This is a genomic window from Burkholderia sp. Bp8984 (genome assembly GCF_003853755.1).
Lineage (GTDB): Bacteria > Pseudomonadota > Gammaproteobacteria > Burkholderiales > Burkholderiaceae > Burkholderia.
Window position 1 is genome coordinate 414888 of sequence record NZ_QTQN01000002.1, and the last position, 21139, is coordinate 436026.

At 67.9% G+C, this 21139-nt stretch carries 15 protein-coding genes and 1 tRNA gene; 5 read left to right on the forward strand and 11 right to left on the reverse strand.

The features are described from left to right. Positions 1-95: 95 nt before the first annotated feature. Positions 96-788 (forward strand): aspartate/glutamate racemase family protein, encoded by a 693-nt coding sequence (locus DID98_RS04055; RefSeq protein ID WP_124488321.1) that lies wholly within the window; start codon positions 96-98, stop codon positions 786-788. Positions 789-870: 82 nt separating this feature from the next. Here DID98_RS04055 and DID98_RS04060 read toward each other — a convergent pair. After that, positions 871-947, reverse strand: a tRNA-Met gene (locus tag DID98_RS04060). A 181-nt stretch (positions 948-1128) separates the two neighbouring features. Here DID98_RS04060 and xth point away from each other — a divergent pair. Then, on the forward strand, positions 1129-1905 hold the full coding sequence (gene xth, locus DID98_RS04065) for an exodeoxyribonuclease III (RefSeq protein ID WP_221622524.1): 777 nt from the start codon (positions 1129-1131) through the stop codon (positions 1903-1905). A 25-nt stretch (positions 1906-1930) separates the two neighbouring features. On the opposite strand, the gene DID98_RS04070 is transcribed toward xth, so the two are convergent. The 4 genes from DID98_RS04070 to glnA form a co-directional block, all read right to left on the reverse strand. Further along, positions 1931-4048 carry a prolyl oligopeptidase family protein gene (locus tag DID98_RS04070; RefSeq protein ID WP_124570269.1) on the reverse strand — a complete coding sequence of 706 codons (2118 nt, stop codon included), beginning with the start codon at positions 4046-4048 and terminating at the stop codon, positions 1931-1933. 81 nt (positions 4049-4129) lie between these two features. Next, a complete protein-coding gene (ntrC, locus tag DID98_RS04075; RefSeq protein WP_124570270.1) occupies positions 4130-5653 on the reverse strand; it encodes a nitrogen regulation protein NR(I) in 1524 nt (507 codons plus the stop codon). A gap of 46 nt (positions 5654-5699) precedes the next feature. Continuing rightward, the gene (glnL, locus tag DID98_RS04080; RefSeq protein WP_044849106.1) at positions 5700-6842 is read right to left on the reverse strand and encodes a nitrogen regulation protein NR(II); all 1143 of its coding nucleotides are present in this window, start codon (positions 6840-6842) and stop codon (positions 5700-5702) included. A 161-nt stretch (positions 6843-7003) separates the two neighbouring features. Beyond that, positions 7004-8419: a type I glutamate--ammonia ligase gene (gene glnA, locus DID98_RS04085; protein ID WP_044849105.1), complete on the reverse strand. Its 1416-nt coding sequence runs from the start codon at positions 8417-8419 to the stop codon at positions 7004-7006. Between the two features lie 405 nt (positions 8420-8824). On the opposite strand from glnA, the gene DID98_RS04090 reads away from it, so the two are divergent. After that, the gene (locus DID98_RS04090) at positions 8825-9289 is read left to right on the forward strand and encodes a rhodanese-like domain-containing protein (RefSeq protein ID WP_044849104.1); all 465 of its coding nucleotides are present in this window, start codon (positions 8825-8827) and stop codon (positions 9287-9289) included. A 147-nt stretch (positions 9290-9436) separates the two neighbouring features. On the opposite strand, the gene DID98_RS04095 is transcribed toward DID98_RS04090, so the two are convergent. The 5 genes from DID98_RS04095 to hrpA form a co-directional block, all read right to left on the reverse strand. Continuing rightward, positions 9437-10252, reverse strand: coding sequence for a molybdopterin-binding protein (locus DID98_RS04095; RefSeq protein ID WP_044849103.1), 816 nt, complete (start codon positions 10250-10252; stop codon positions 9437-9439). Beyond that, the gene (locus tag DID98_RS04100; protein WP_124570271.1) at positions 10249-11076 is read right to left on the reverse strand and encodes an EI24 domain-containing protein; all 828 of its coding nucleotides are present in this window, start codon (positions 11074-11076) and stop codon (positions 10249-10251) included. Before DID98_RS04100 ends, DID98_RS04095 begins: the two co-directional genes overlap by 4 nt. Before the next feature lie 111 nt (positions 11077-11187). Further along, positions 11188-12162 (reverse strand): sterol desaturase family protein, encoded by a 975-nt coding sequence (locus DID98_RS04105; RefSeq protein ID WP_124488325.1) that lies wholly within the window; start codon positions 12160-12162, stop codon positions 11188-11190. 16 nt (positions 12163-12178) lie between these two features. Further along, positions 12179-13168: a beta-propeller fold lactonase family protein gene (locus DID98_RS04110; protein WP_044847670.1), complete on the reverse strand. Its 990-nt coding sequence runs from the start codon at positions 13166-13168 to the stop codon at positions 12179-12181. A gap of 179 nt (positions 13169-13347) precedes the next feature. After that, the gene (gene hrpA / locus DID98_RS04115) at positions 13348-17553 is read right to left on the reverse strand and encodes an ATP-dependent RNA helicase HrpA (RefSeq protein WP_124570272.1); all 4206 of its coding nucleotides are present in this window, start codon (positions 17551-17553) and stop codon (positions 13348-13350) included. Positions 17554-17576: 23 nt separating this feature from the next. Between hrpA and argA the strand changes: the two genes are divergently transcribed. Both argA and DID98_RS04125 read left to right on the forward strand, forming a co-directional pair. Next, positions 17577-18956 carry an amino-acid N-acetyltransferase gene (gene argA, locus DID98_RS04120; protein WP_044847668.1) on the forward strand — a complete coding sequence of 460 codons (1380 nt, stop codon included), beginning with the start codon at positions 17577-17579 and terminating at the stop codon, positions 18954-18956. Between the two features lie 49 nt (positions 18957-19005). Then, positions 19006-19281, forward strand: coding sequence for an oxidative damage protection protein (locus tag DID98_RS04125; RefSeq protein WP_006478357.1), 276 nt, complete (start codon positions 19006-19008; stop codon positions 19279-19281). A 259-nt stretch (positions 19282-19540) separates the two neighbouring features. Here the strand turns inward: DID98_RS04125 and DID98_RS04130 are convergent, their stop codons facing one another. Continuing rightward, positions 19541-20953, reverse strand: coding sequence for an MFS transporter (locus DID98_RS04130; RefSeq protein ID WP_124570273.1), 1413 nt, complete (start codon positions 20951-20953; stop codon positions 19541-19543). Positions 20954-21139 lie beyond the last annotated feature (186 nt).

A 21139-nucleotide genomic window follows, 5' to 3' on the forward strand; every position in this document is an offset into this window, starting at 1 on the left:
GCCGTACCGGTCCGCTTCGCGCGGATCGTACCGCCGCGCGCCCGGGCCGCCCCCTATACTCGTCTGCCACGACATATGAAACGCACAGGTGACGGATGAAAACGATCGGACTCATCGGCGGAATGAGCTGGGAATCGTCGGCCGAGTACTACCGGATGATCAATCGCCATTCGAAGGCGCTGCACGGCGGCCATCACAACGCGAAGAGCGTGCTGGTCACGGTGGATTTCGCGGAGATCGAAGCGCTGCAGCGCGCGCAGGACTGGGCCGCGCTCGGCGAACGGATGGCCGATGCCGCGCGTCGGCTCGAAGCGGCCGGCGCCGATCTCGTCGTGCTGACGACCAACACGATGCACCGCGTGCACGGCGCGATCGAGGCTGCCGTATCGCTGCCGTTCCTGCACATCGCCGATCCGACCGGCACCGCGCTGCGCGCCGCCGGCGTCGAGCGCGTCGCGCTGCTCGGCACGCGCTACACGATGGAGCTGCCGTTCTATGCGGAGCGCCTGCGCGACAAGTTCGGCCTCGACGTGCTGGTGCCGGACGAATCCGCACGCAACGACGTGCACCGGATCATCTACGACGAGCTGTGTCACGGCGTGATCGATGCCGGGTCGCGTGCGACCTACGTGTCGATCATCGGGGAACTGGCGAAACGCGGCGCACAGGCTGTGATACTCGGCTGTACGGAAATCACGCTGCTGATCGGCGCGGACGACGCGCCGCTGCCGGTATTCGATACGACCGCGCTGCATGCGAAGGCGGCGGTCGAGTGGGCGGCGGGCTGAAAACAAAAAACCCGGCACGGGGCCGGGTTCCTGTCGACGAAGCGCGCATCGGTCACTTGCGCTGCACATCGCCTGGTGTGCTTGGTTGCGGGGGTAGGATTTGAACCTACGACCTTCGGGTTATGAGCCCGACGAGCTGCCAGACTGCTCCACCCCGCGTCAGAGAAATAAATTATAGGGTGATGAAGCACTCACGTCAATACTTTTGTCACAAATTCTTCGCAGGCCGTCGATATCGACACGCACGGCACCGGCTTCGCATCGTGTGTCGCGCGCGTTCGCGCCCCGTGCTCGCGGTAAGATGGCGGCCTTCGCATTCACCCCGCACGCATTCCCGTTCATGAAAATCGCCACCTGGAACGTCAACTCGCTCAACGTCCGCAAGCAGCACGTGCTCGACTGGCTCGCGCAAAGCGGAGCCGACGTGCTGTGCCTGCAGGAACTGAAGCTGCCGGATGAGAAATATCCGCGCGCCGATCTCGAAGCGATCGGCTACCGCAGCTGGTTCGCGGGCCAGAAGACCTACAACGGCGTCGCGATCCTCGCGCGCGACACGCTCGCCGTCGACGAATCGGACGTCGTGCGCAACATCCCCGGCTTCGACGACGCGCAGCAGCGCGTGGTCGCCGTGACGGTCGAAGGCGTGCGCATCGTGTCCGCATATTTCCCGAACGGCCAGGCACCCGACTCCGACAAGTTCGTCTACAAGATGCAGTGGCTCGACGCGCTGCAGGCGTGGCTGGGCACCGAGATGCAGCGCTACCCGAAGCTCGCGCTGCTCGGCGACTACAACATCGCGCCGGAAGATCGCGACGTGCACGACCCGGCGAAATGGGAAGGTCAGAACCTCGTGTCGCCGCAGGAGCGCGCGCATTTCGCGAAACTGATCGAACTCGGCTTCGTCGATGCGTTCCGCCGCTTCGAGCAGCCCGAGAAGACCTTCACGTGGTGGGACTATCGGATGTTCGCGTTCCGCCGCAACGCGGGGCTGCGCATCGACCACATCCTGCTGTCGCCGGCGCTCGCCGAAACCTGCACGTCGTGCGAGGTCGATCGCGTGCCGCGCACGTGGGAACAGCCGTCCGACCACACGCCCGTGATCGCGGTCGTCAGCTGAACGCCCTGCCCGCTCGCGCCTGCGCTCAAGCGCGCGCGGGCGCGGGCCCGAGATGCGCCCACAGGAAGCCGAATTCCGCCGCATCGGATTCGGCACGCTCCAGATCGTCGGCGCTGCCGTGGCCGCCGTCGGTGTTCTCCCAGTACCACACCCGTTCGTGTCCGAGCGCATGCATGCGCGCGGCCATCTTGCGCGCATGCGCGGGATGCACGCGGTCGTCGCGGGTCGACGTCGTCAGCAGCAGCGGCGGATACGCAACGCCTTCGCGCACGCGGTGATACGGCGAGTAGGCGGCGAGCGCCGCGCCCTCGCGCGCATCGTCCGGATCGCCGTACTCGTCGAGCCATGCGGCGCCCGCGTGCAGCTTCGGATAGCGCCGCATGTCGAGCAACGGTACGCGGCACAGCACCGCGCCGAACAGTTCCGGGCGCTGCACCATGCATGCGCCGACCAGCAGCCCGCCGTTGCTGCCGCCCTCGATGCCGAGTTGCGCAGCCGTCGTCACGCCGGTGCGGATCAGGTCCTCGGCCACCGCGATGAAGTCGTCGAACGAGCGCTGCCGATGCTCGCGTTGCGCGTCGACGTGCCAGCCCGGTCCGAATTCGCCGCCGCCGCGGATGTGCGCGAACGCCGCGACGCCGCCGCGTTCGAGCCATGCGATGCCGAGTGCATCGCTGTAGCCCGGCAGGTTCGGAATCGCGAAGCCGCCATAGCCTGACAGCAGGCACGGCCGCGCGACGCGGGCGCTGCCGTCGGGATGCGCCAGGCCATCGAGCGCATCACGCGGCCCGATCAGCGTGTACGGCACGACCGTGCCGTCGCGCGAGCGGGCATTCGCGCGACGCACGACGAGCCCGGCCGCATCGAATCGCACCGGCGGCCGGTCGAGCAGCACGCGACGCGACGGCGCATCGGCCGCGCGGTCGGCCAGATCGGCGAGCCAGCATTCGGGCGGATCGAGATAGGTGTCGACGTCCACGTACACGTCGTCGTTCAGCGTCGACTCGACCGGCTCGACGTCGATCTGCGCGTCGCCCGGCCATTCGAACGGCCGCGCGTGCCACGTCCACGCGCCGTCCTCACCCTGGCGCGGCTGCCACAGCATCGTGCGGTTGTGCACGTCGTCGAGCCAGCTCGCGATCAGCATCGTGCGCGTGTGCGTCCACGTGCATGCGGACGTCGTCGGCCGCGGCTCGAACAGCGTCGTGAGCTCGCGCGACCCGGCGAGGAACGCCTGCTCGCGGATCGCGAGCAGCGAGCCGCCCGCGTGACGCACGCCGCCGCAGTCCCAGTCGAGCCGCGGCTCCAGCATCAGCCAACCTTCCCAGAAACCGACCTCGACGTGCGTCGGCACGTCGTAGCGCGCCCACTCGCCCGCGTCGGTCAGCCGGTATGCATGCGCGTCGAAGAAATCGACGCTGCGCCACGCGACGTGGCGGCCGTCGATCGGATCGAACCCCGCGCCCGCGCTGATGTCGTCGGGTTCGCCGCGGAACACCACCGGCGCATCGGCGAGCGGCGTGCCGCGTACCCAGCGGCGCGCTTCGTACGGATAGCCGGCGGCGGTCGCATGCGCCTCGCCGCGATCCCAGCTCACGTAGACGGTATCGCGGTCGATCCAGCCTATCGTGTGATTCCCGGGCACGTCGATCGTGAAGCCGCCGTCGACGAAACGGCGCTGCACGAGGTCGAATTCGCGCACGACGACCGCGTCGGCGCCGCCCGGCGACAACGACAGCAGCGCGCGGTCGCCGTCCGGGTACAGGATCGCGTCCTGCTCGAACACCCACGACTCGCCCTCTTGCGCGCCGAGCGCGTCGACGTCGAGCAGCGTTTCCCACTCGGGCCGGCCCGCGCGCCAGTCGTCCCAGCGCGCGCGGCGCCACAGACCCTTCGGATGGAGATCGTCCTGCCACAGGTCGTACGCCCAATCGCGCCAGCGGGTCGGAATCACCGGGCGTTCGCGCGGCAGATACGCCTGCGCGAGCCGCGCGGTCAGCGCGCGATACGCATCGTCGTCGCGCAGCGCGACCCGTGTGCGCGCGTTCTGCTCGTCGACCCACGCACGGGCACGCTTGCTGTCGAGCGCTTCGAGAAAACGGAAGGGATCGGCGCCGGCGGGCCAGCGGAAGGAATCGGACATGACGGGAGCGCACGTAACGGCAAACCGCGATTATGTCCGATCGCGGCATGCGCGACGCACGCGCATGCCGCGACAGAGGCTTTACGGCTCCAGATGCAGTTCCTGGATCTTGCGCGTGATCGTGTTGCGGCCGATGCCGAGCCGCTCCGCCGCCTCGACCTTGCGGCCGCGCGTGAAATCGAGCGCCTCGCGGATCACGGCCGCCTCGAAGCGGCGCGCGAGCTCGTCCATCACGTCGGCCGAATTCTCGCGCAACAGCCGCGCGACTTCCGTGCGCAGCCCGCTTTCCCACATCGGATAGCCGGCCGGCGCGCCGTTCGGCGCGGCCGCGACGGGGGCTGCCGTCAACGGCGCACCCGCCGCCGGCTGCACGCGCGCGATGTCGCCACCTCCCATGCCGGTGCCGGCGTGCGCATCCGCGCCATCGGCCGTCGCCGTCACCGGCGCGCCTGCCGGCACGAGGTCGGGCGGCAGGTCCTTGATCTCGACCGTCTGCGCGGGCGCCATCACGGTCAGCCAGTTCGCGAGATTCTCGAGCTGACGCACGTTGCCCGGAAACGTGAGCGACGTCAGATACGCGAGCGCTTCGTCGGACACGCGCTTCGGCTCGACGCCGAGATCGCGCGCGCTCTTCTGCAGGAAGTGGCGCGTGAGCAGCGCGATGTCCTCGCTGCGTTCGCGCAGCGGCGGCAGCCGCAGCCGGATCACGTTGAGCCGGTGGTAAAGGTCCTCGCGGAACAGCCCCTGCCGCACGCGCGACTCGAGATTCTGGTGCGTCGCGGCGATCACGCGCACGTTCGCGCGCAGCGGGTTGTGGCCGCCGACCCGATAGAACTGGCCGTCCGACAGCACGCGCAACAGGCGCGTCTGCAGGTCGAACGGCATGTCGCCGATTTCGTCGAGGAACAGCGTGCCGTTCTCGGCCTGCTCGAAGCGGCCCTGGCGCGTCGTCTGCGCGCCGGTGAACGCGCCGCGCTCGTGGCCGAACAGTTCGGATTCGAGCAGGTCCTTCGGAATCGCCGCGGTATTCAGTGCGATGAACGGCCCGTTGGCCCGCGGGCTGTGACGGTGCAGCGCCCGCGCGACGAGCTCCTTGCCGGTGCCAGACTCGCCGGTGATCAGCACGGTCGCGGCCGAGTGCGACAGGCGGCCGATCGCGCGGAACATGTCCTGCATCGCGGGCGCCTGGCCGAGCATCTCGGGCGCTTCGGCCACACGCTCGTCCTGCGGCGCGCCGCCGCGCAGGCTCTCCTCGACCGCGCGGCGGATCAGCTCGACCGCCTTGTCGACGTCGAACGGCTTCGCGAGATATTCGAACGCGCCGCCCTGAAACGCCGCGACGGCGCTGTCGAGATCGGAGAACGCCGTCATGATGATGACGGGCAGGCCCGGCAGGCGCTCGTGCATCGCCTGCAACAGCTCGAGGCCGGAGCCGCCCGGCATCCGGATGTCGGACACGAGCACCTGCGGCGTCTCGTGGTCGAGCGCGGCCAGCGCGTCGCGCACGTTCGCGAAGCTCTTCGTCGCGAAGCTGTCCCGGGCGAGTGCCTTTTCGAGCACCCAGCGGATCGATTGATCGTCGTCTACTATCCAGATCGGCTTCATAGGTCGGTCAGGTATGGGTGAATCCGGTGAATCGCCATGCCGCCGCTCAATGATCGAGCGGCAGCAGGATCTGAAATTCGGTACGACCGGGCCGGCTCTCGACCTCGATCATCCCGTCGTGCTGCTGCACGAACGTCTGCGCGAGCGTGAGGCCGAGGCCGCTGCCGTCGTCGCGCCCGGACACGAGCGGGTAGAAGATCCGGTCGCGGATCTCCTCCGGAATGCCGGGCCCGTTGTCGACCACGTGCAAGTCCAGTGCCAGCCTGTACAGGCGCTTCGCGATCGTCACCTTGCGTGCGATACGCGTGCGCAGCTCGATCTTCGCGTCGCCCTGCGCGATCCGCTCGCGCAGCGCCTGCGCCGCGTTGCGCACGATGTTCAGCAGCGCCTGGATCAGCTGCTCCTTGTCGCCGCGCAGGTCCGGCACGCTCACGTCGTAGTCGCGCTCGATGGTGAGCCCGCGCGGAAATTCCGCGAGCATCACCGCGCGCACGCGTTCGCATACTTCATGAATGTTCACGTCGCCGACGATGTGCGGATGCCGGTGCGGCTCCAGCAACCGGTCGACGAGCGTCTGCAGGCGGTCGGACTCCTTGATGATCACCTGCGTGTATTCGCGCAACTCGCCGCGCTCGCGCCCGCTCAGTTCGAATTCGAGCAGCTGGGCTGCGCCGCGAATGCCGCCGAGCGGGTTCTTGATCTCGTGCGCGAGGTTGCGGATCAGTTGCTTGTTGACCGCGGTCAGGTCGTGGATGCGCTCCTCGCGATCGGTGCGCGACTGCCGTTCGTTCTCGAACAGCTCGACGAGCACGAAATCGGGCACGGTCTCGAGGAAGCCGACGATCGCATGCACGTGCAGCGGCTCGCGGCCGGGCCGGTCGAGCACGGTATCGAGATGCGTCGCGTGAAAGCGCTCCTGGCCGATCGCGGTGATCGTCGACGCGAGTTCGTTCGCATTGGGGAAAATCTCGCCCCACGGCCGCTGCGCGAGCTGCCGGCGCGAGATGTCGAGCATCGCCTCCGCGGACGGGTTCGCGAACGCGACCCGCAGCGTCTTGCGGTCGAGCACGATCACGGCCGTCGGCAGCGCTTCCAGCCCCGCAAGCAGGCCCGAGCGCGCGAGCCGCTCGTCTTCCGTCAGTCGCTCGGGCTGCCCCGTCTTCGCCTTGATGAGATTCTTCAGAGCCATCGTGCGTGTCGTCGCGCGTTACCGGGTCGGAAATTGGAAATTTTCGGAACAAAAAAGGGACGGCTGGACGCCGTCCCCCTTCAGACTCCGCGGTTCCCGCCGCAGGCCACGCGACGGGAACGAACCGGCATGACGGCGCTGAATCGAAGCGCCATCGCCGATTACAGCGAGTAGTACATCTCGAACTCGATCGGATGCGTCGTCATGCGGAACTTCGCCAGCTCCTGCTCCTTCAGCGCGAGGTACGCATCGATCATGCCGTCGGTGAACACGCCACCGCGCGTCAGGAACTCGCGATCCTTGTCGAGCGCTTCCAGTGCCTGGTCGAGGCCTGCGCAGACGGTCGGGATCTTTGCGTCCTCTTCCGGCGGCAGGTCGTACAGGTTCTTGTCCGCGGCTTCGCCCGGATGGATCTTGTTCTGGATCCCGTCGAGGCCGGCCATCATCAGCGCCGTGAAGCACAGGTACGGGTTCGCCATCGGATCCGGGAAGCGCGTTTCGATACGGCGACCCTTCGGGTTCGACACGTGCGGAATGCGGATCGATGCCGAACGGTTGCGCGCCGAGTACGCGAGCTTGACCGGTGCTTCGAAGTGCGGGACCAGACGCTTGTACGAGTTCGTCGTCGGGTTCGTGATCGCGTTCAGCGCACGGGCGTGCTTGATGATGCCGCCGATGTAGAACAGCGCCAGTTCCGACAGGCCCGCGTAGCCGTTACCCGCGAACAGGTTCTGGCCGTCCTTCCAGATCGACTGGTGAACGTGCATGCCCGAACCGTTGTCGCCGACGACCGGCTTCGGCATGAACGTCGCCGTCTTGCCGTACGAGTGCGCGACGTTGTGGATGATGTACTTCGACCATTGCGTCCAGTCGGCGCGCTGAACCAGCGTCGAGAACTTCGTGCCGATTTCGTTCTGGCCCTGGCCCGCCACTTCGTGGTGGTGCACTTCGACCGGGATGCCGAGCTGTTCGAGCAGCAGGCACATTTCCGAACGCATGTCCTGGAACGTGTCGACCGGCGCGACCGGGAAGTAGCCGCCCTTCGTGCCCGGACGGTGGCCCGTGTTGCCGCCTTCGAATTCCTTGGCCGAAGACCACGGTGCTTCTTCCGAGTTGATCTTCACGAAGCAGCCCGACATGTCCGTGTTCCACTGGACCGAGTCGAAAATGAAGAATTCCGGTTCCGGACCGAAGTAGGCGGTGTCGCCGATGCCCGTGCTCTTCAGGTACGCTTCGCCGCGCTTCGCGAGCGAACGCGGGTCGCGCTCGTAGCCCTTGCCGTCGGCCGGCTCGACCACGTCGCAGGTCAGCACGAGGGTCGACTCTTCATAGAACGGGTCGACGAATGCGGCGCTCGGATCCGGCATGAGCAGCATGTCCGACGCCTCGATGCCCTTCCAGCCGGCGATCGACGAGCCGTCGAATGCATGGCCGCTTTCGAACTTGTCTTCGTCAAACGCCGAAACCGGCACCGACACGTGCTGTTCCTTGCCGCGCGTATCCGTGAAGCGGAAATCGACAAACTTGACGTCCTCGTCCTTCACGAGCTGCATGACGTCGGCGACGGTTTTACTCATAACCTCTTCTCCTGATTGAACAATTCCGGCGGACTGGGAACCGCCTCGTTTATCGAGCTGCCCGGAGTCTGGCTTTGGCGCAGCGTGCCCCGGGTCGACCGAATTCTATATAGCAGCTTCCGTGCCAACCATCGCAAAACCGACGCGAATCACGCCGACCCGCGCCGTAGCGGGGCCCGGCTGCGCGATTCCGGGGCCGGGCGCCGCACCGGCGGCGGCGCCTCCGCACCGCAACGGTGCAATCCCGGGGAGGCGACGGCGTCGACGAATCTTTTTGGTGCGTTCGTGCCATTCTGCACTCTTTTGGTGAGCGCGTGGGCGGTGCATGCGCCACCGGGCACGCGGACATCCGCGCGGCGGCGCCGCGCTAGAATGTTCGTTTGACCGATACGGAGACCTCCTGCCATGAGTACGCTCGACCAGCTTTACGCGAAGGCCGAAGAACGCCGCGCCCAAGGCGCGCTCAACTATGCCGGCGCCCTGCTGCCGGCCGAGGCATTCGAACTGCTGCAGCTCGACCCGTCGGCACGCCTCGTCGACGTGCGCACCCGCGCCGAGCTCGACTGGATCGGCCGCCCGCTCGTCGGCGACGGCCAGTACCTGCACCTCGAATGGACGCGCTATCCGGGCGGCGTGCCGAACGCCGAATTCATCGATCAACTGAAAGCGGCCCTCCCGGCCGATACGCCGATCCTGTTCCTGTGCCGCAGCGCCGCGCGTTCGAAGCTCGCCGCGGTCGCGTCGACGCAGGCCGGCTTCACGAAAGCCTTCGACCTGCTCGAAGGCTTCGAGGGCGGCAAGGATGCCGAAGGCCACCGCAAGACGGTCGACGGCTGGTGCTTCCGGAAACTGCCGTGGATCGGCGCCTGACGGCGCATCCGCCCAGGCACGCCCGACTGCCACATCGTCGAGCCGGGCGATGACATCCCGATGACGGGCCGCGTTGCGCGGCCCGTGGTTTTTGCGGGGCCGTGCCACGGCCCGCATGCGCGATCGCCGCGCGCGGCCTTCAGGCCTTCAGGCGCGCGGCGCCTCCGGTTCGACCACGTCGCCGCCGAGCAGGTGCACGCCTTCGCGCAGCTTCACGAACGCGGCCGCGACTGCCTCCGGCTCGCCCTTCACGCCGAGGTCGATATGCCGGCGCGCATAGATCCCGCCGCGCTCGGCATCGCCGACGCTCGGCAGGCTGAACACGCGCACGCTCGGGAAATCGCGCTCGATCTTCTCCATCAGCGGCGTGAGCGTCGACTCCGGCAGTTCGAACACGTACAGCGAGCGCTCCGCGTGCGGCGTCGCGTGATGGAGATGCCGGTACTTCGTGTCGAGCACCCATTCGATCATCGGCCACGCCATCACCGGGAAGCCCGGCACGAAATGGAGATCGCCGACCGAGAAACCGGGAATCCGGTTATAGCCGTTCGGGATGATCGTCGCGCCCGCCGGGAACACGCCCATGTTGAAGCGATGCTGGTTTTCCGGCGATTCGAAGTCGACCGGCGTGGCCGCATCGGTGTGCGTCTCGCGAATGCGCTCCGAGATCAGCGCCTTCGCTTCCGGATGCAGCACGAGCGGCACGCCGAGCGCGGCGGCCGCGCACTGGCGCGTGTGGTCGTCCGGCGTCGCGCCGATCCCGCCCGTGGAGAACACGATGTCGCCCGACGCGATCGCGCGCGCGAGCGTCGCGGTGATCCGCGCCGGATCGTCGCCGACGTATTCGGCCCAGTCGAGCGCGAGGCCGCGCGCGCCGAGCAGTTCGATGACCTTCGCCAGATGCTTGTCCTGCCGGCGGCCCGAAAGGATTTCGTCGCCGATGATGATGATGCCGATGCTCATGCCTGCCCCATGTCGATTGCGGTGGCGCGCGAACTCGCGCGCAGGTCGTCCAGCGCGCGCAGGCAATAGTGCCCGAACCACAGCGCCGAGAAGACGAGGATGAAAGCGTAAACCCAGATCATGGCCGCCGCCACGAACGGAAACAGCACCATCATCCAGACCGACGACACCCACACGAAGGTCGGCACGGTGCCGAGCAGCCCGGTCGCGACGCCGATGCCGATCAGCGGCCAGCGATGCTGGCGCACGAGCGCGCGGCGTTCGTCGCGGCTCGCGTGCTGCGCGAGCGCGTCGTAGGTCATCACGCGGTACGTGAGCCAGCCCCAGATCACCGGCGGCAACAGCGCGAAGAACGGCGGGATCAGCCACAGCGGAATCGTGACGACGAGCAGCACGACGCCCACGATCGCCGCGCCGAGCGAATTGAACACGCTGCCGAAGAACGTGCCGCCCCGCTTCGCCTCCAGCGCGGCGAACTGCCGGTTGGACAGGTGCCTGATCACGACCGGCATCGAGATCGTCGCGATCAGCAGCAGCACGGTCAGCACGATCAGCGGAATCGCGAGCGACACGACGACGAACGGCGCGACGACCGCATGCAGCTGCGACATCCCGAGCGCGTCGAACGCGCGGTACAGCGCCGCGGTCAGCACGAAGCCGTCGAGCACGCCGCGCGCGGCGTCGATCAGCGTCTGCCACGAGAACCACAGCACGACGCCCCACAGCAGCGCGGAGACGACGAACGGCATCAGGGTGAGCCACAGCATGCGCGGGTGCAGCGCGCTGGCGAACGCCCGGACGAAGGAGCGCAGCAAGTCGTTCATGCGAACCTGTATCGACAATGAAAAACGGGAAAAGGATAAACCACACGGCCCGCAGGCGCCAAAGCGCATGCGGGCCGTGCGGGAAAGCCGTTCAACGGGAAAGTGACGCGCTCAGGCCGACGCCGCGCCGCGCTTCGCGGGAAAGAGGCGCCGGAAGATCCGCACGAACGCGAGGCCGTGCTGCGCCCAGAAGCCTTCGCCGTAGGACACGCCTTCGACCTGCTCGCGGATGCCGGTCGGCTCGACCGTGCGGTTCCACGACGCGGTGCCGAACATCATGTCCCACCACGGGAACAGCACGCCGAAGTTGCAGCCGTACTTGGTGCCTTCGTGGCCGTAGCCGACCGCGTGGTGGCGCCGGTGGAAGGTCGGGCTCACGAGCAGGCGCTCGCCGAGCCAGCCGAACGACAGCCGCGCATTCGTATGCTGGATGCTCTGCACGAAGTTCGTGACCGCGGTCAGCACGACGAACTGCGACGGCGTCACGCCGATCACGAGCGCGATCGCCGCGAAGAAACACGATTGCAGCACGTTGTCGAGCAGGTGGTTGCGGTCGTCGCACCACAACGACATCTGCCGCTGGCTGTGATGCACCGCGTGCAGCTCCCACCAGATGCCGAACTTGTGCTGCCAGCGGTGATACCAGTAGCCGGCGAAGTCGAGCACGACGAGGTAGATCGCGAACGCGACGATCGGCCGCGAGGTCACGCCCGGCCACAGATAATCGAGGTTGACGTTCGCAACGCCGTGCAGGCGCAGCCACGCCTGGAGGCGGTCGAACACCGGCTGCAGCGCGAAGAAGAAGAACAGCGTGTAGATGCCGAGCTTCGAGATCGCGGTATAGATCACGTCGACCCGCACCGCGCGGCGGTTCTTCCAGCGCTCGACGGGCGCCAGCGCCTCGAGCGGGCGCAGCAGCGCGAACATCAGCACCATCTGGAGTGCGCCGATGATCACCCAGTACAGCGCGTCGTAGGTGTCCTCGTCATAGTCCATCAGGTTGAACTTGAAGAGGAGCGGCTGCACGACGTCGACGTACAGCCAGGTCTGGATGTCCGACACGAACGCATCGATCAGGTGCAGCATCGTCCGCCTCCGCCCGTCACGCGCCGTTCGCAGCCTTCCACGGCGCGCGGTCGTAGAAGTAGATGCCGTGCGGCGAACGGCCGACGGAGATCGTCTGCACCAGCTTGCGCGAGGCCAGGTCGATGATCCCGACCTTCTTCGCGAAGCGGAACGTCACCCACAGCGTCTTCTTGTCGGCGGACAGCTCCATGTCGTCCGGGCCCGGCAGCAGGCCGGTGATGTCGCCGACCTTGGTGAGCGTGTTCTCGTCGATGATGCTGATCGTGTTCGCGACCCGGTTCGTGATCGCGACGTGCGTGCCGTCCGCGAGCGAGCGGAAGTTGTGCGCGCCCTTGCCGGTCTGGATGGTCTTCACGACCTTCTGATTGCGCCAGTCGACGACCGCGACGTAATCGGCGCCCGTCATGCCGACCAGCAGGTACTTGTCGTCCGGCGTCATCCACAGGCCCGCCGGCACGTTGCCGACCGGCATCTTCCACTTGACCGTCTGCGTCGCGAGGTCGACCGCCGCGATCTCGCCGGACACCTGCAGCGACACGAGCACGGTCTTGCTGTCCTTCGTGAACGCGATGTGACTCGGCATCACCGCGAGCGGCAAGCGCTTCACGAGATGCAGGTCGCGGCCGTCGTAGCTGTAGATGTCGAGCCGGTCGAGGCGCAGCCCGGTCGACACGAACCACTTGTTGTCGGGCGAGAAGCCGAGCTGGTACGGATCCTCGATGCCTTCGACCGTCCGCTGCAGCTTGCCCGTCTTCGGATCGACGAACATCAGGCTGTTCGAGACCGAATTCGCGACGATCAGCGACGAATTGTCCGGCGTCGCCATCAGGTGGTGCGGCTCCTTGCCGGTCGGCATCGTGCCGACGACCTGGCGGGTCTGCTGGTCGATCAGGGAAAGCGTCGCTTCGGCCGAATTGAGGATGATCACGTTATTCGCGTGCGCGGCAGGCGCCAGCACGGCGGCGGCCAGCGCAAGCGTGCGGCCGAAGGAAAGGAAAGTGCGCATGAAGACTCACGTCGTGGAACAGCAGTGATTGTAAAACGCTCGACCGGCCCTGCCGGTTGACGGAAGTCGGCCCTGCGCCACTTCGACGCACGCCGCGGCCGCCGTGCGGCCTGCCGCGGCAGGCGCCGCGCGGCCGGCCGGGCCGGCCGCCGGTGCGGGCCCGGACAACCGCCGTTACGCTAGCGCTGCATCGACTCCCAGACCTTGTGCAGACGCTTGACAGAGACAGGCATCGGCGTGCGCAGTTCCTGCGCGAACAGCGAAATTCGCAGTTCCTCCAGCAGCCAGCGGAATTCCGCGAGCCGCGGGTCGGCGACGCCGCCGCGCTGCGACACCGCGCGCTGGTACTGCTGGACGAGCGGCAGCAGCTCGCCGGACTGCTTCGCGTCGCGCGCCGGGTCGGCCTTCAGCTTGTCGATCCGCAGCGCGATGCCTTTCAGGTAGCGCGGGAAGTGTGCAAGCTGCACGTAAGGCGTGTCGATCACGAAGCGCTTGCCGACCAGCGCGGCGAGCTGCTGCTGCAGATCCGCGTGGGCCTGTGCGAACGGCTTGGCCTGCGCGAGCTTCTTCGCGAGCCCCGCGTATTCGGCGAGGATCTGCCCGACGAGCCGCGCGATCTCCTGCGCAAGCAGGTTCAGGCGGCTGCGGCCTTCGTCGCGGCGCGCGTGGAAGCTCGCGTCGTCGTCGGGCAGCGGATCCTGCAGGCACGCACGGTCGAGCGCCGTGTCGATCAGCTGGTCGCGCAGCTCGTCCTGCGTGCCGAGCGACATGTACTGCATCGCCATCTCGCGCAGCCCCGGCAGGTTCTTCTCGAGGAACTTGATCGGCTCCTTCAGCTGCAGCGCGAACAGCCGCCGCAAGCCGGCCCGGTGGATCCGCGCGGCCTCCTCCGGCGAGTCGAACACCTCGACGTCGCAATGCGTGCCGCGATCGACGAGCGCCGGATAGCCGTACAGCGTCTGGCCGCGCCGGCGGATCTCCAGCAGCTCGGGGAGCTTGCCGAAGTTCCACGTCGTCAGGTTCTCGTACAGTGCGGTCGCGCCGGCTTCCGCCGGGGCGGCCGTGTGCGGTGCGACGCCCTTGCCCGGCTTGCCGCCCTTCGCCGCCGAAGCCGCGGAACCTGCCGTGGCGGCCGGCGCCGGCGTGGCGCCCGCGTCGTCCGCGCCGGCTTCGCCGCCGGGCGCGATCGTCGACGCCGCCGCGATCTTCTGGAACTGCTGCTGCGCCTGCGCGCCGAGTTCCTGGCGCAGTTGCGCGAGATTGCGCCCCATCGCGAGCTGGCGGCCGTGCTCGTCGATCACCTTGAAGTTCATGAACAGGTGAGCGGGCAGCGTCTCGAGCTTGAAGTCGGCCGTCTTCATCGCGACTTGCGTCTCGCCGCGCACGTCGGCGATCAGCGCCTCGACGAGCCCGCCCGCGCCGAAGCGCTCGCGGCCCGTGCGCTCGACGAAGCCGGCCGCGTACTCGGGCAGCGGCACGCAATGCCGGCGCAGCTTCTGCGGCAGCGACTTCAGCAGCAGCTGCACCTTTTCCTTCAGCATCCCCGGCACGAGCCATTCGCAGCGGCGCGCGTCGACCTGGTTCAGCGCGTACAGCGGCACCGCGAGCGTCACGCCGTCGCGCGGCGTGCCGGGTTCGAAGTGGTAGGTCAGCGCCATCTCGACGCCGGCCATCGTCGCGCGCTTCGGAAACAGCTCGGTCGTGACGCCCGCCGCCTCGTGGCGCATCAGGTCGTCGCGCGACAGGTACAGCAGGCGCTGCTTGTCCTCCGCCTGGCCGCCCTTCTTCACTTCATCCCGATACCAGCGCTCGAACGCGACGCCCGTGTGAATTCCTTCCGGAATCGCCTGGTCGTAGTACGCGTAGATCAGCTCGTCGTCGACCAGCACGTCCTGCCGGCGCGACTTGTGCTCGAGCTGCTCGATGTCGGCGAGCAGCTTGCGGTTGTGCGCGAAAAACGGCAGCTTCGTGTCGAATTCGCCTTCGACCAGCGCGCCGCGGATGAACAGCTCGCGCGCCCGCGCCGGGTCCTGCTTGCCGAACGCGACGCGCCGGCGGTGGTAGATCGGCAGCCCGTACAGCGTCGCGCGCTCGAACGCGCTGACCTGCGCGGGACGCTTTTCCCAATGCGGCTCCGACAGCGATTTCTTCAGCAGGTGCGCGCCGATCTTCTCGACCCACTCCGGCTCGATCTTCGCGAGGCAGCGCGCGTACAGCCGGCTCGTCTCGACGAGTTCGGCCGCCATCACCCAGCGGCCGGCCTTCTTCGCGAGCGCGGAGCCCGGCCACAGGTAGAACTTGATCCCGCGCGCGCCGAGGTAGTGCGGATCGTCGTCGGCCTTCATGCCGAGGTTGCCGAGCAGGCCCGTCAACAGGGCCAGATGCACCTGCTCGTAGGTCGCCTCGACCTCGTTGAGGCGCCAGCCGTGTTCGCGCACGACCGTCAGCAGCTGCGAATGGACGTCGCGCCACTCGCGCAGCCGCAGGTGCGACAGGAAGTTCTGCCGGCACGCGTCGATCAGCTGGCGGTTCGACTTCTTGTGCGCGACGGCCTCTTCGAACCACGCCCAGATCTTCAGCCACTGCAGGAATTCGGAGCGCTCGTCGGCGAACCGGCGGTGCGCCTGGTCGGCCTGCTCCTGCGCTTCGATCGGCCGGTCGCGCGGGTCCTGCACGGACAGCGCGCTCGCGATGATCAGCACCTCGCGCAGCGACTGCTGGTCGCGCGCGGCGAGAATCATCCGGCCGACGCGCGGATCAAGCGGCAGCCGCGCGAGTTCGCGGCCCAGCGGCGTCAGTGCGTTGTCGTCGTCGACCGCGCCGAGTTCGTTGAGCAGCTGGTAGCCATCCGCGATCGCGCGGCCGGGCGGCGGCTCGAGGAACGGGAACGATTCGATCGCAGTCAGGTGCAGCGATTTCATCCGCAGGATCACCGACGCGAGCGACGAGCGCAGGATTTCCGGATCGGTGAAGCGCGCGCGCGCCTGGTAGTCGCTTTCCTCGTACAAGCGGATGCAGACGCCGTCGGCCACCCGGCCGCAGCGGCCCGCGCGCTGGTTCGCGGCGGCCTGCGAGATCGACTCGACCTGGAGCTGCTCGACCTTGTTCCGGTACGAATAGCGCTTCACGCGCGCGAGGCCGGTGTCCACGACGTAGCGGATGCCCGGCACCGTCAGCGAGGTTTCGGCCACGTTGGTCGCGAGCACGATGCGGCGCGCGTTCGACGCCTTGAACACCTTGTCCTGGTCGGCCGCCGACAGCCGCGCGAACAGCGGCAGGATCTCGGTGTGCGGCGGATGGTGCTTGCGCAGCGCCTCGGCCGCCTCGCGGATCTCGCGCTCGCCGGGCAGGAACACCAGCACGTCGCCGGGGCCTTCGCGGCACAGTTCGTCGACCGCGTCGACGATCGCGTCCATCAGGTCGCGCTCGGCCTCGCGCGCGGTCTTCACGCGGTCGCGCCCGCCGGTGCCTTCGGCGTTCTTGACCGCCGGGCGGTCCTCGGCCACCGGCCGGTAGCGCATCTCGACCGGGTACAGCCGCCCGCTCACCTCGATCACGGGTGCCGGGCGCTCGTCGGTGCCGAAATGGCGCGCGAAGCGATCGGCGTCGATCGTCGCGGACGTGACGATCAGCTTCAGGTCGGGCCGCCGCGGCAGGATCTCCTTCAGGTAGCCGAGCAGGAAGTCGATGTTCAGGCTGCGCTCGTGCGCCTCGTCGATGATCAGCGTGTCGTACGCCTTCAGCAGCGGATCGGTCTGCGTCTCGGCGAGCAGGATGCCGTCCGTCATCAGCTTGACGGACGCGCCCGGCGCGAGATTGTCGGTGAAGCGCACCTTGTAGCCGACCACCTCGCCGAACGGCGTGCCGAGTTCCTCGGCGATCCGGCGGCCGGTCGACGATGCGGCCAGGCGCCGCGGCTGCGTATGGCCGATCAGGCCCGTGCCGCCGGCGCCGAGGCCGCGGCCGAGATCGAGACAGATCTTCGGCAACTGCGTGGTCTTGCCCGAACCCGTCTCGCCGCAGACGATGACAACCTGATGACCGGCGATCGCGCGCGCGATTTCGTCGCGCTTGCCCGACACCGGCAGGCTTTCGGGGTAAGTGATCGGCGGAACGGGATTCGGCGCGACGGTGGCGCGCGGCGGACGCTCGCGGCGCGGAGCGCGCTCGCCGGCGGCCTGCGGTGCGCCCTTCGCGGACGGCTGGCGCGCATCGCCACGCCGTTCGTCGCCGCGCGGCGCGTGGGCCGGCTTGCCCGCCGGCTTTTCCTGCTGCTGGCGCGGCGGCTGGCCCTGCTGCTGACGCGCGTCGGCCGCACCATCCGGGTGCTTCGCCGACGGCGCTTTGGCCCGCGTCGGCGCGGGACTTTTAGGTACATTCGACATGGGGGCGCATTATAATCCCGCCCATGAATTCCCAAACCGACCTCCCTCCCGCCCAGACCGGCGCCGCGACGCCGCCGGCCGCCGACGATTCGGCCGCCAGCCACGCGCAGTTCGTCGACTGGATGCGTTCCGTCGCGCCCTATATCCACAAGTTCCGCAACAGCACGTTCGTCGTGGGGTTCGGCGGCGAGGTGGTGCAGCAGGGCCTGCTGAACGCGCTCGTGTCCGACATCGCGCTCCTGCAGGCGATGGGCATCCAGATCGTGCTGGTGCACGGCTCGCGGCCGCAGGTCGAGGAGCAGCTGAGCCTGCATGGTGTCGAATCCGAGTTTTCGCACGGGCTGCGCATCACCGATGCGCGCGCGCTCGAATCCGCGAAGGAAGCGGCCGGCGAAGTGCGTCTCGACATCGAGGCCGCGATCAGCCAGGGTCTGCCGAACTCGCCGATGGCGCACGCGCACATCAGCGTCGTGTCCGGCAACTTCGTGACCGCCCGGCCGGTGGGGATTCTCGACGGGGTCGATTTCGCGCACACGGGCATCGTGCGCAAGATCGACGCCGAATCGATCCGTCATTCGCTCGCGAGCCGCAAGCTCGTGCTGCTGTCGCCGCTCGGCTTCTCGCCGACCGGCGAGGCGTTCAACCTGTCGATGGAAGACGTCGCATCGGCCGCCGCGATCGCGCTGCGCGCCGACAAGATCATCTTCCTGACCGAAGCGCCCGGCATCGTCGACGACGAAGGCGGGCTGATCCGCGAAATGTCGCTCGACGCGGCCGCCGAGCTGCTCGATTCGGGCAACATCCAGGGCGACGACGCGTTCTTCCTGAAGCACTCGATCCGCGCGTGCCGCGGCGGCGTGACCCGGGCCCACCTGATTCCGCAGTCGCTCGACGGCAGCATGCTGCTCGAACTGTTCCTGCACGACGGCGTCGGCACGATGATCTCGTACGAGAACCTCGAGAGCCTGCGCGAAGCGACGCCGGACGACGTCGGCGGCATCCTGTCGCTGATCGAGCCGCTCGAGTCGGACGGCACGCTGGTGCGGCGCGGCCGCCACCAGATCGAACGCGACATCGACCACTTCTCGGTGATCGAGCACGATGGCGTGCTGTTCGGCTGCGCGGCGCTGTATCCGTACCAGCAGGAAAAGATCGGCGAGATGGCGTGCCTGACGGTCGCGCCGGAAGCGCAGGGCTCGGGCGACGGCGAACGCCTGCTCAAGCGCATCGAGCAGCGCGCCCGCGCGCGCGGCCTCACGCACATCTTCGTGCTCACGACGCGCACCGAGCACTGGTTCCTCAAGCGCGGCTTCGTCAAGGTCAGCGTCGACGACCTGCCGGAAGACCGCCGCAAACTCTACAACTGGCAGCGCAAGTCGCTCGTGCTGATGAAGCAGCTCTGAGCGCAGGCACGACTGCCCTCCCCCAGACCGATTACAGGAGAAGTACACGATGGCTCGAATGATCCAATGCGCGAAGCTCGGCAAGGAAGCCGAGGGTCTCGATTTCCCGCCGCTGCCGGGCGAACTCGGCAAGCGCATCTACGAAAGCGTGTCGAAGGAAGCGTGGCAAGGCTGGCTCAAGCAGCAGACGATGCTGATCAACGAGAACCGCCTGAACATGGCCGACCCGCGCGCGCGCCAGTACCTGATGAAGCAGACCGAGAAGTATTTCTTCGGCGACGGCGCCGACCAGGCGTCCGGCTACGTGCCGCCGACGGAAGGCTAAGCACCGCGCATCGCGATGGCCGGCCGTGCCGGCCTCGTCGCGCAGTCAAGCAACCGCCAGGCAAACGGCACCGTGGATCGCACGGTGCCGTTTGCTTTTGGGACGCGTGATTTGGCGCGAGTCGAGGCCATGCGGCGCGCGATCCGTCCGGCGCGCGATGTCGCCGGAGCGGCGAATTACCGCCTCACCGCCTCACCACATTACCGCGTTACCGCATTACCGAATCGCCAGCGTGCCGAATCACGTCGGCCCCCCCGTCTCACCCCGCCGGTTTCAACGCGCCGCGCTCGCCTGGCTGCGTGGTCTCGCCGGCCGGACTTTCAGCGCTCGCACTTTCGGCGCCCCACTCGGCCGCATCGCTGCGCTCGGCCGTCGACAGCTCGTCCGCGCGGTAGCCGGTGCGATTCAGCAGCGCGAGCATGCACGCGAGCGACGCGAGCGCGTACAGCCCCGACGCGATCGCGACGCCGACGATGCTGCCGGTCGCGTTCAGGATCGCCTGCGCGAGCACCGGCGTGCCGCCGCCGACGACGAGGGCGCTCAGCTGGTACGCGAGCGACAGGCCCGTATAGCGGATGTTGGCCGGAAACACGCGCGCGAGCACGCCGCCGACCGCACCGTAGAACATCGCCGACGGAATCGTCGAGATGCACATGCCCGCGACGGCGACCCAGTACGAGCGCGTCGCGAGCGCATGGAACATCACCGGCATCAGCACGATCTCCGGAATCAGGATCCAGCACATCGCGCGCCGCATGTCGACCTTCGACACGAACCACGCGCCGACCGGCTGCATCAGGAACTGCACGACGAGCGAGATCGACAGGATGCCGAGGAACGTGCCCTGCGCATAACCGAGCTCCTTGGTCGCCCACGACAGCGCGAACGTGCTGCGAAAGTACGTGACGTTGATCACCGGCAGCGTGCCGGCCGCGAGCAGCACGACGGGCCAGTGGTCGCGCACGACGTCGCGCAGCGGCAGCTTCACCGTGCGCTTGCGCGCGAGCACGCGCTGCATGTCGATCGATTCCTCGAGCCGCAGCCGGATCACCATCCCGATGATCACGAGCACCGCCGACAGCAAAAACGGAATGCGCCAGCCCCACATCAGGAACGACGGCGTCGGCAGCGCGCTCAGCGCGAAGAAGGCAGCGGTGGCGAGCAGGTTGCCGGTGGGCGAACCCTGCTGCGCGAACGCCGCATACAGGATGCTGCGATGCTTCGGCGCGTTCTCGCTCGCGATCAGCACCGCGCCGCCCCACTCGCCGCCGACCGCGATGCCCTGCAGCACGCGCAGCACGACGAGGCCCGCGGGCGCCCACACGCCGATCGACGCATAGCCGGGCAACAGGCCGATGCCGGTCGTGGCAAGCCCCATCATCACCAGCGTGATCACGAGCGCGGTCTTGCGGCCGACGCGATCGCCGAGATGCCCGAACACGATGCCGCCGAGCGGCCGCGCGGCGAAGCCGGCCCAGAACGTGACGAACGCAAGGAGCGTCGCGACGCCGGGATTCATCGTGCTCGAAAAGAACACCTTGCCGAATACGAGCGCGGCGGCGGTGCCGTAGATGTAGAAGTCGTACCACTCGATCGTGGTGCCGACGAACGCCGCGAGGGCGGCACGGCCGGGCCGCGGCTGCGCGGCGGACGGGGATTGCGGACGGCTCATCGATGTCTCCATGTTTGTGATCGGCGGCGCGACTGTCGCGCGCGTTGCCGGATGGCCGGCCTTGCGCCGCCGGCTGGCGGAGTTGCGTTACGAGCGATTGCTCGACGCGGGGCAGCGTTACGCTGCCCAACGTCGCTTTACGTCGCGATCTGTCGGTCCAGGTCACTCACCTGCAGGGCCACTCGT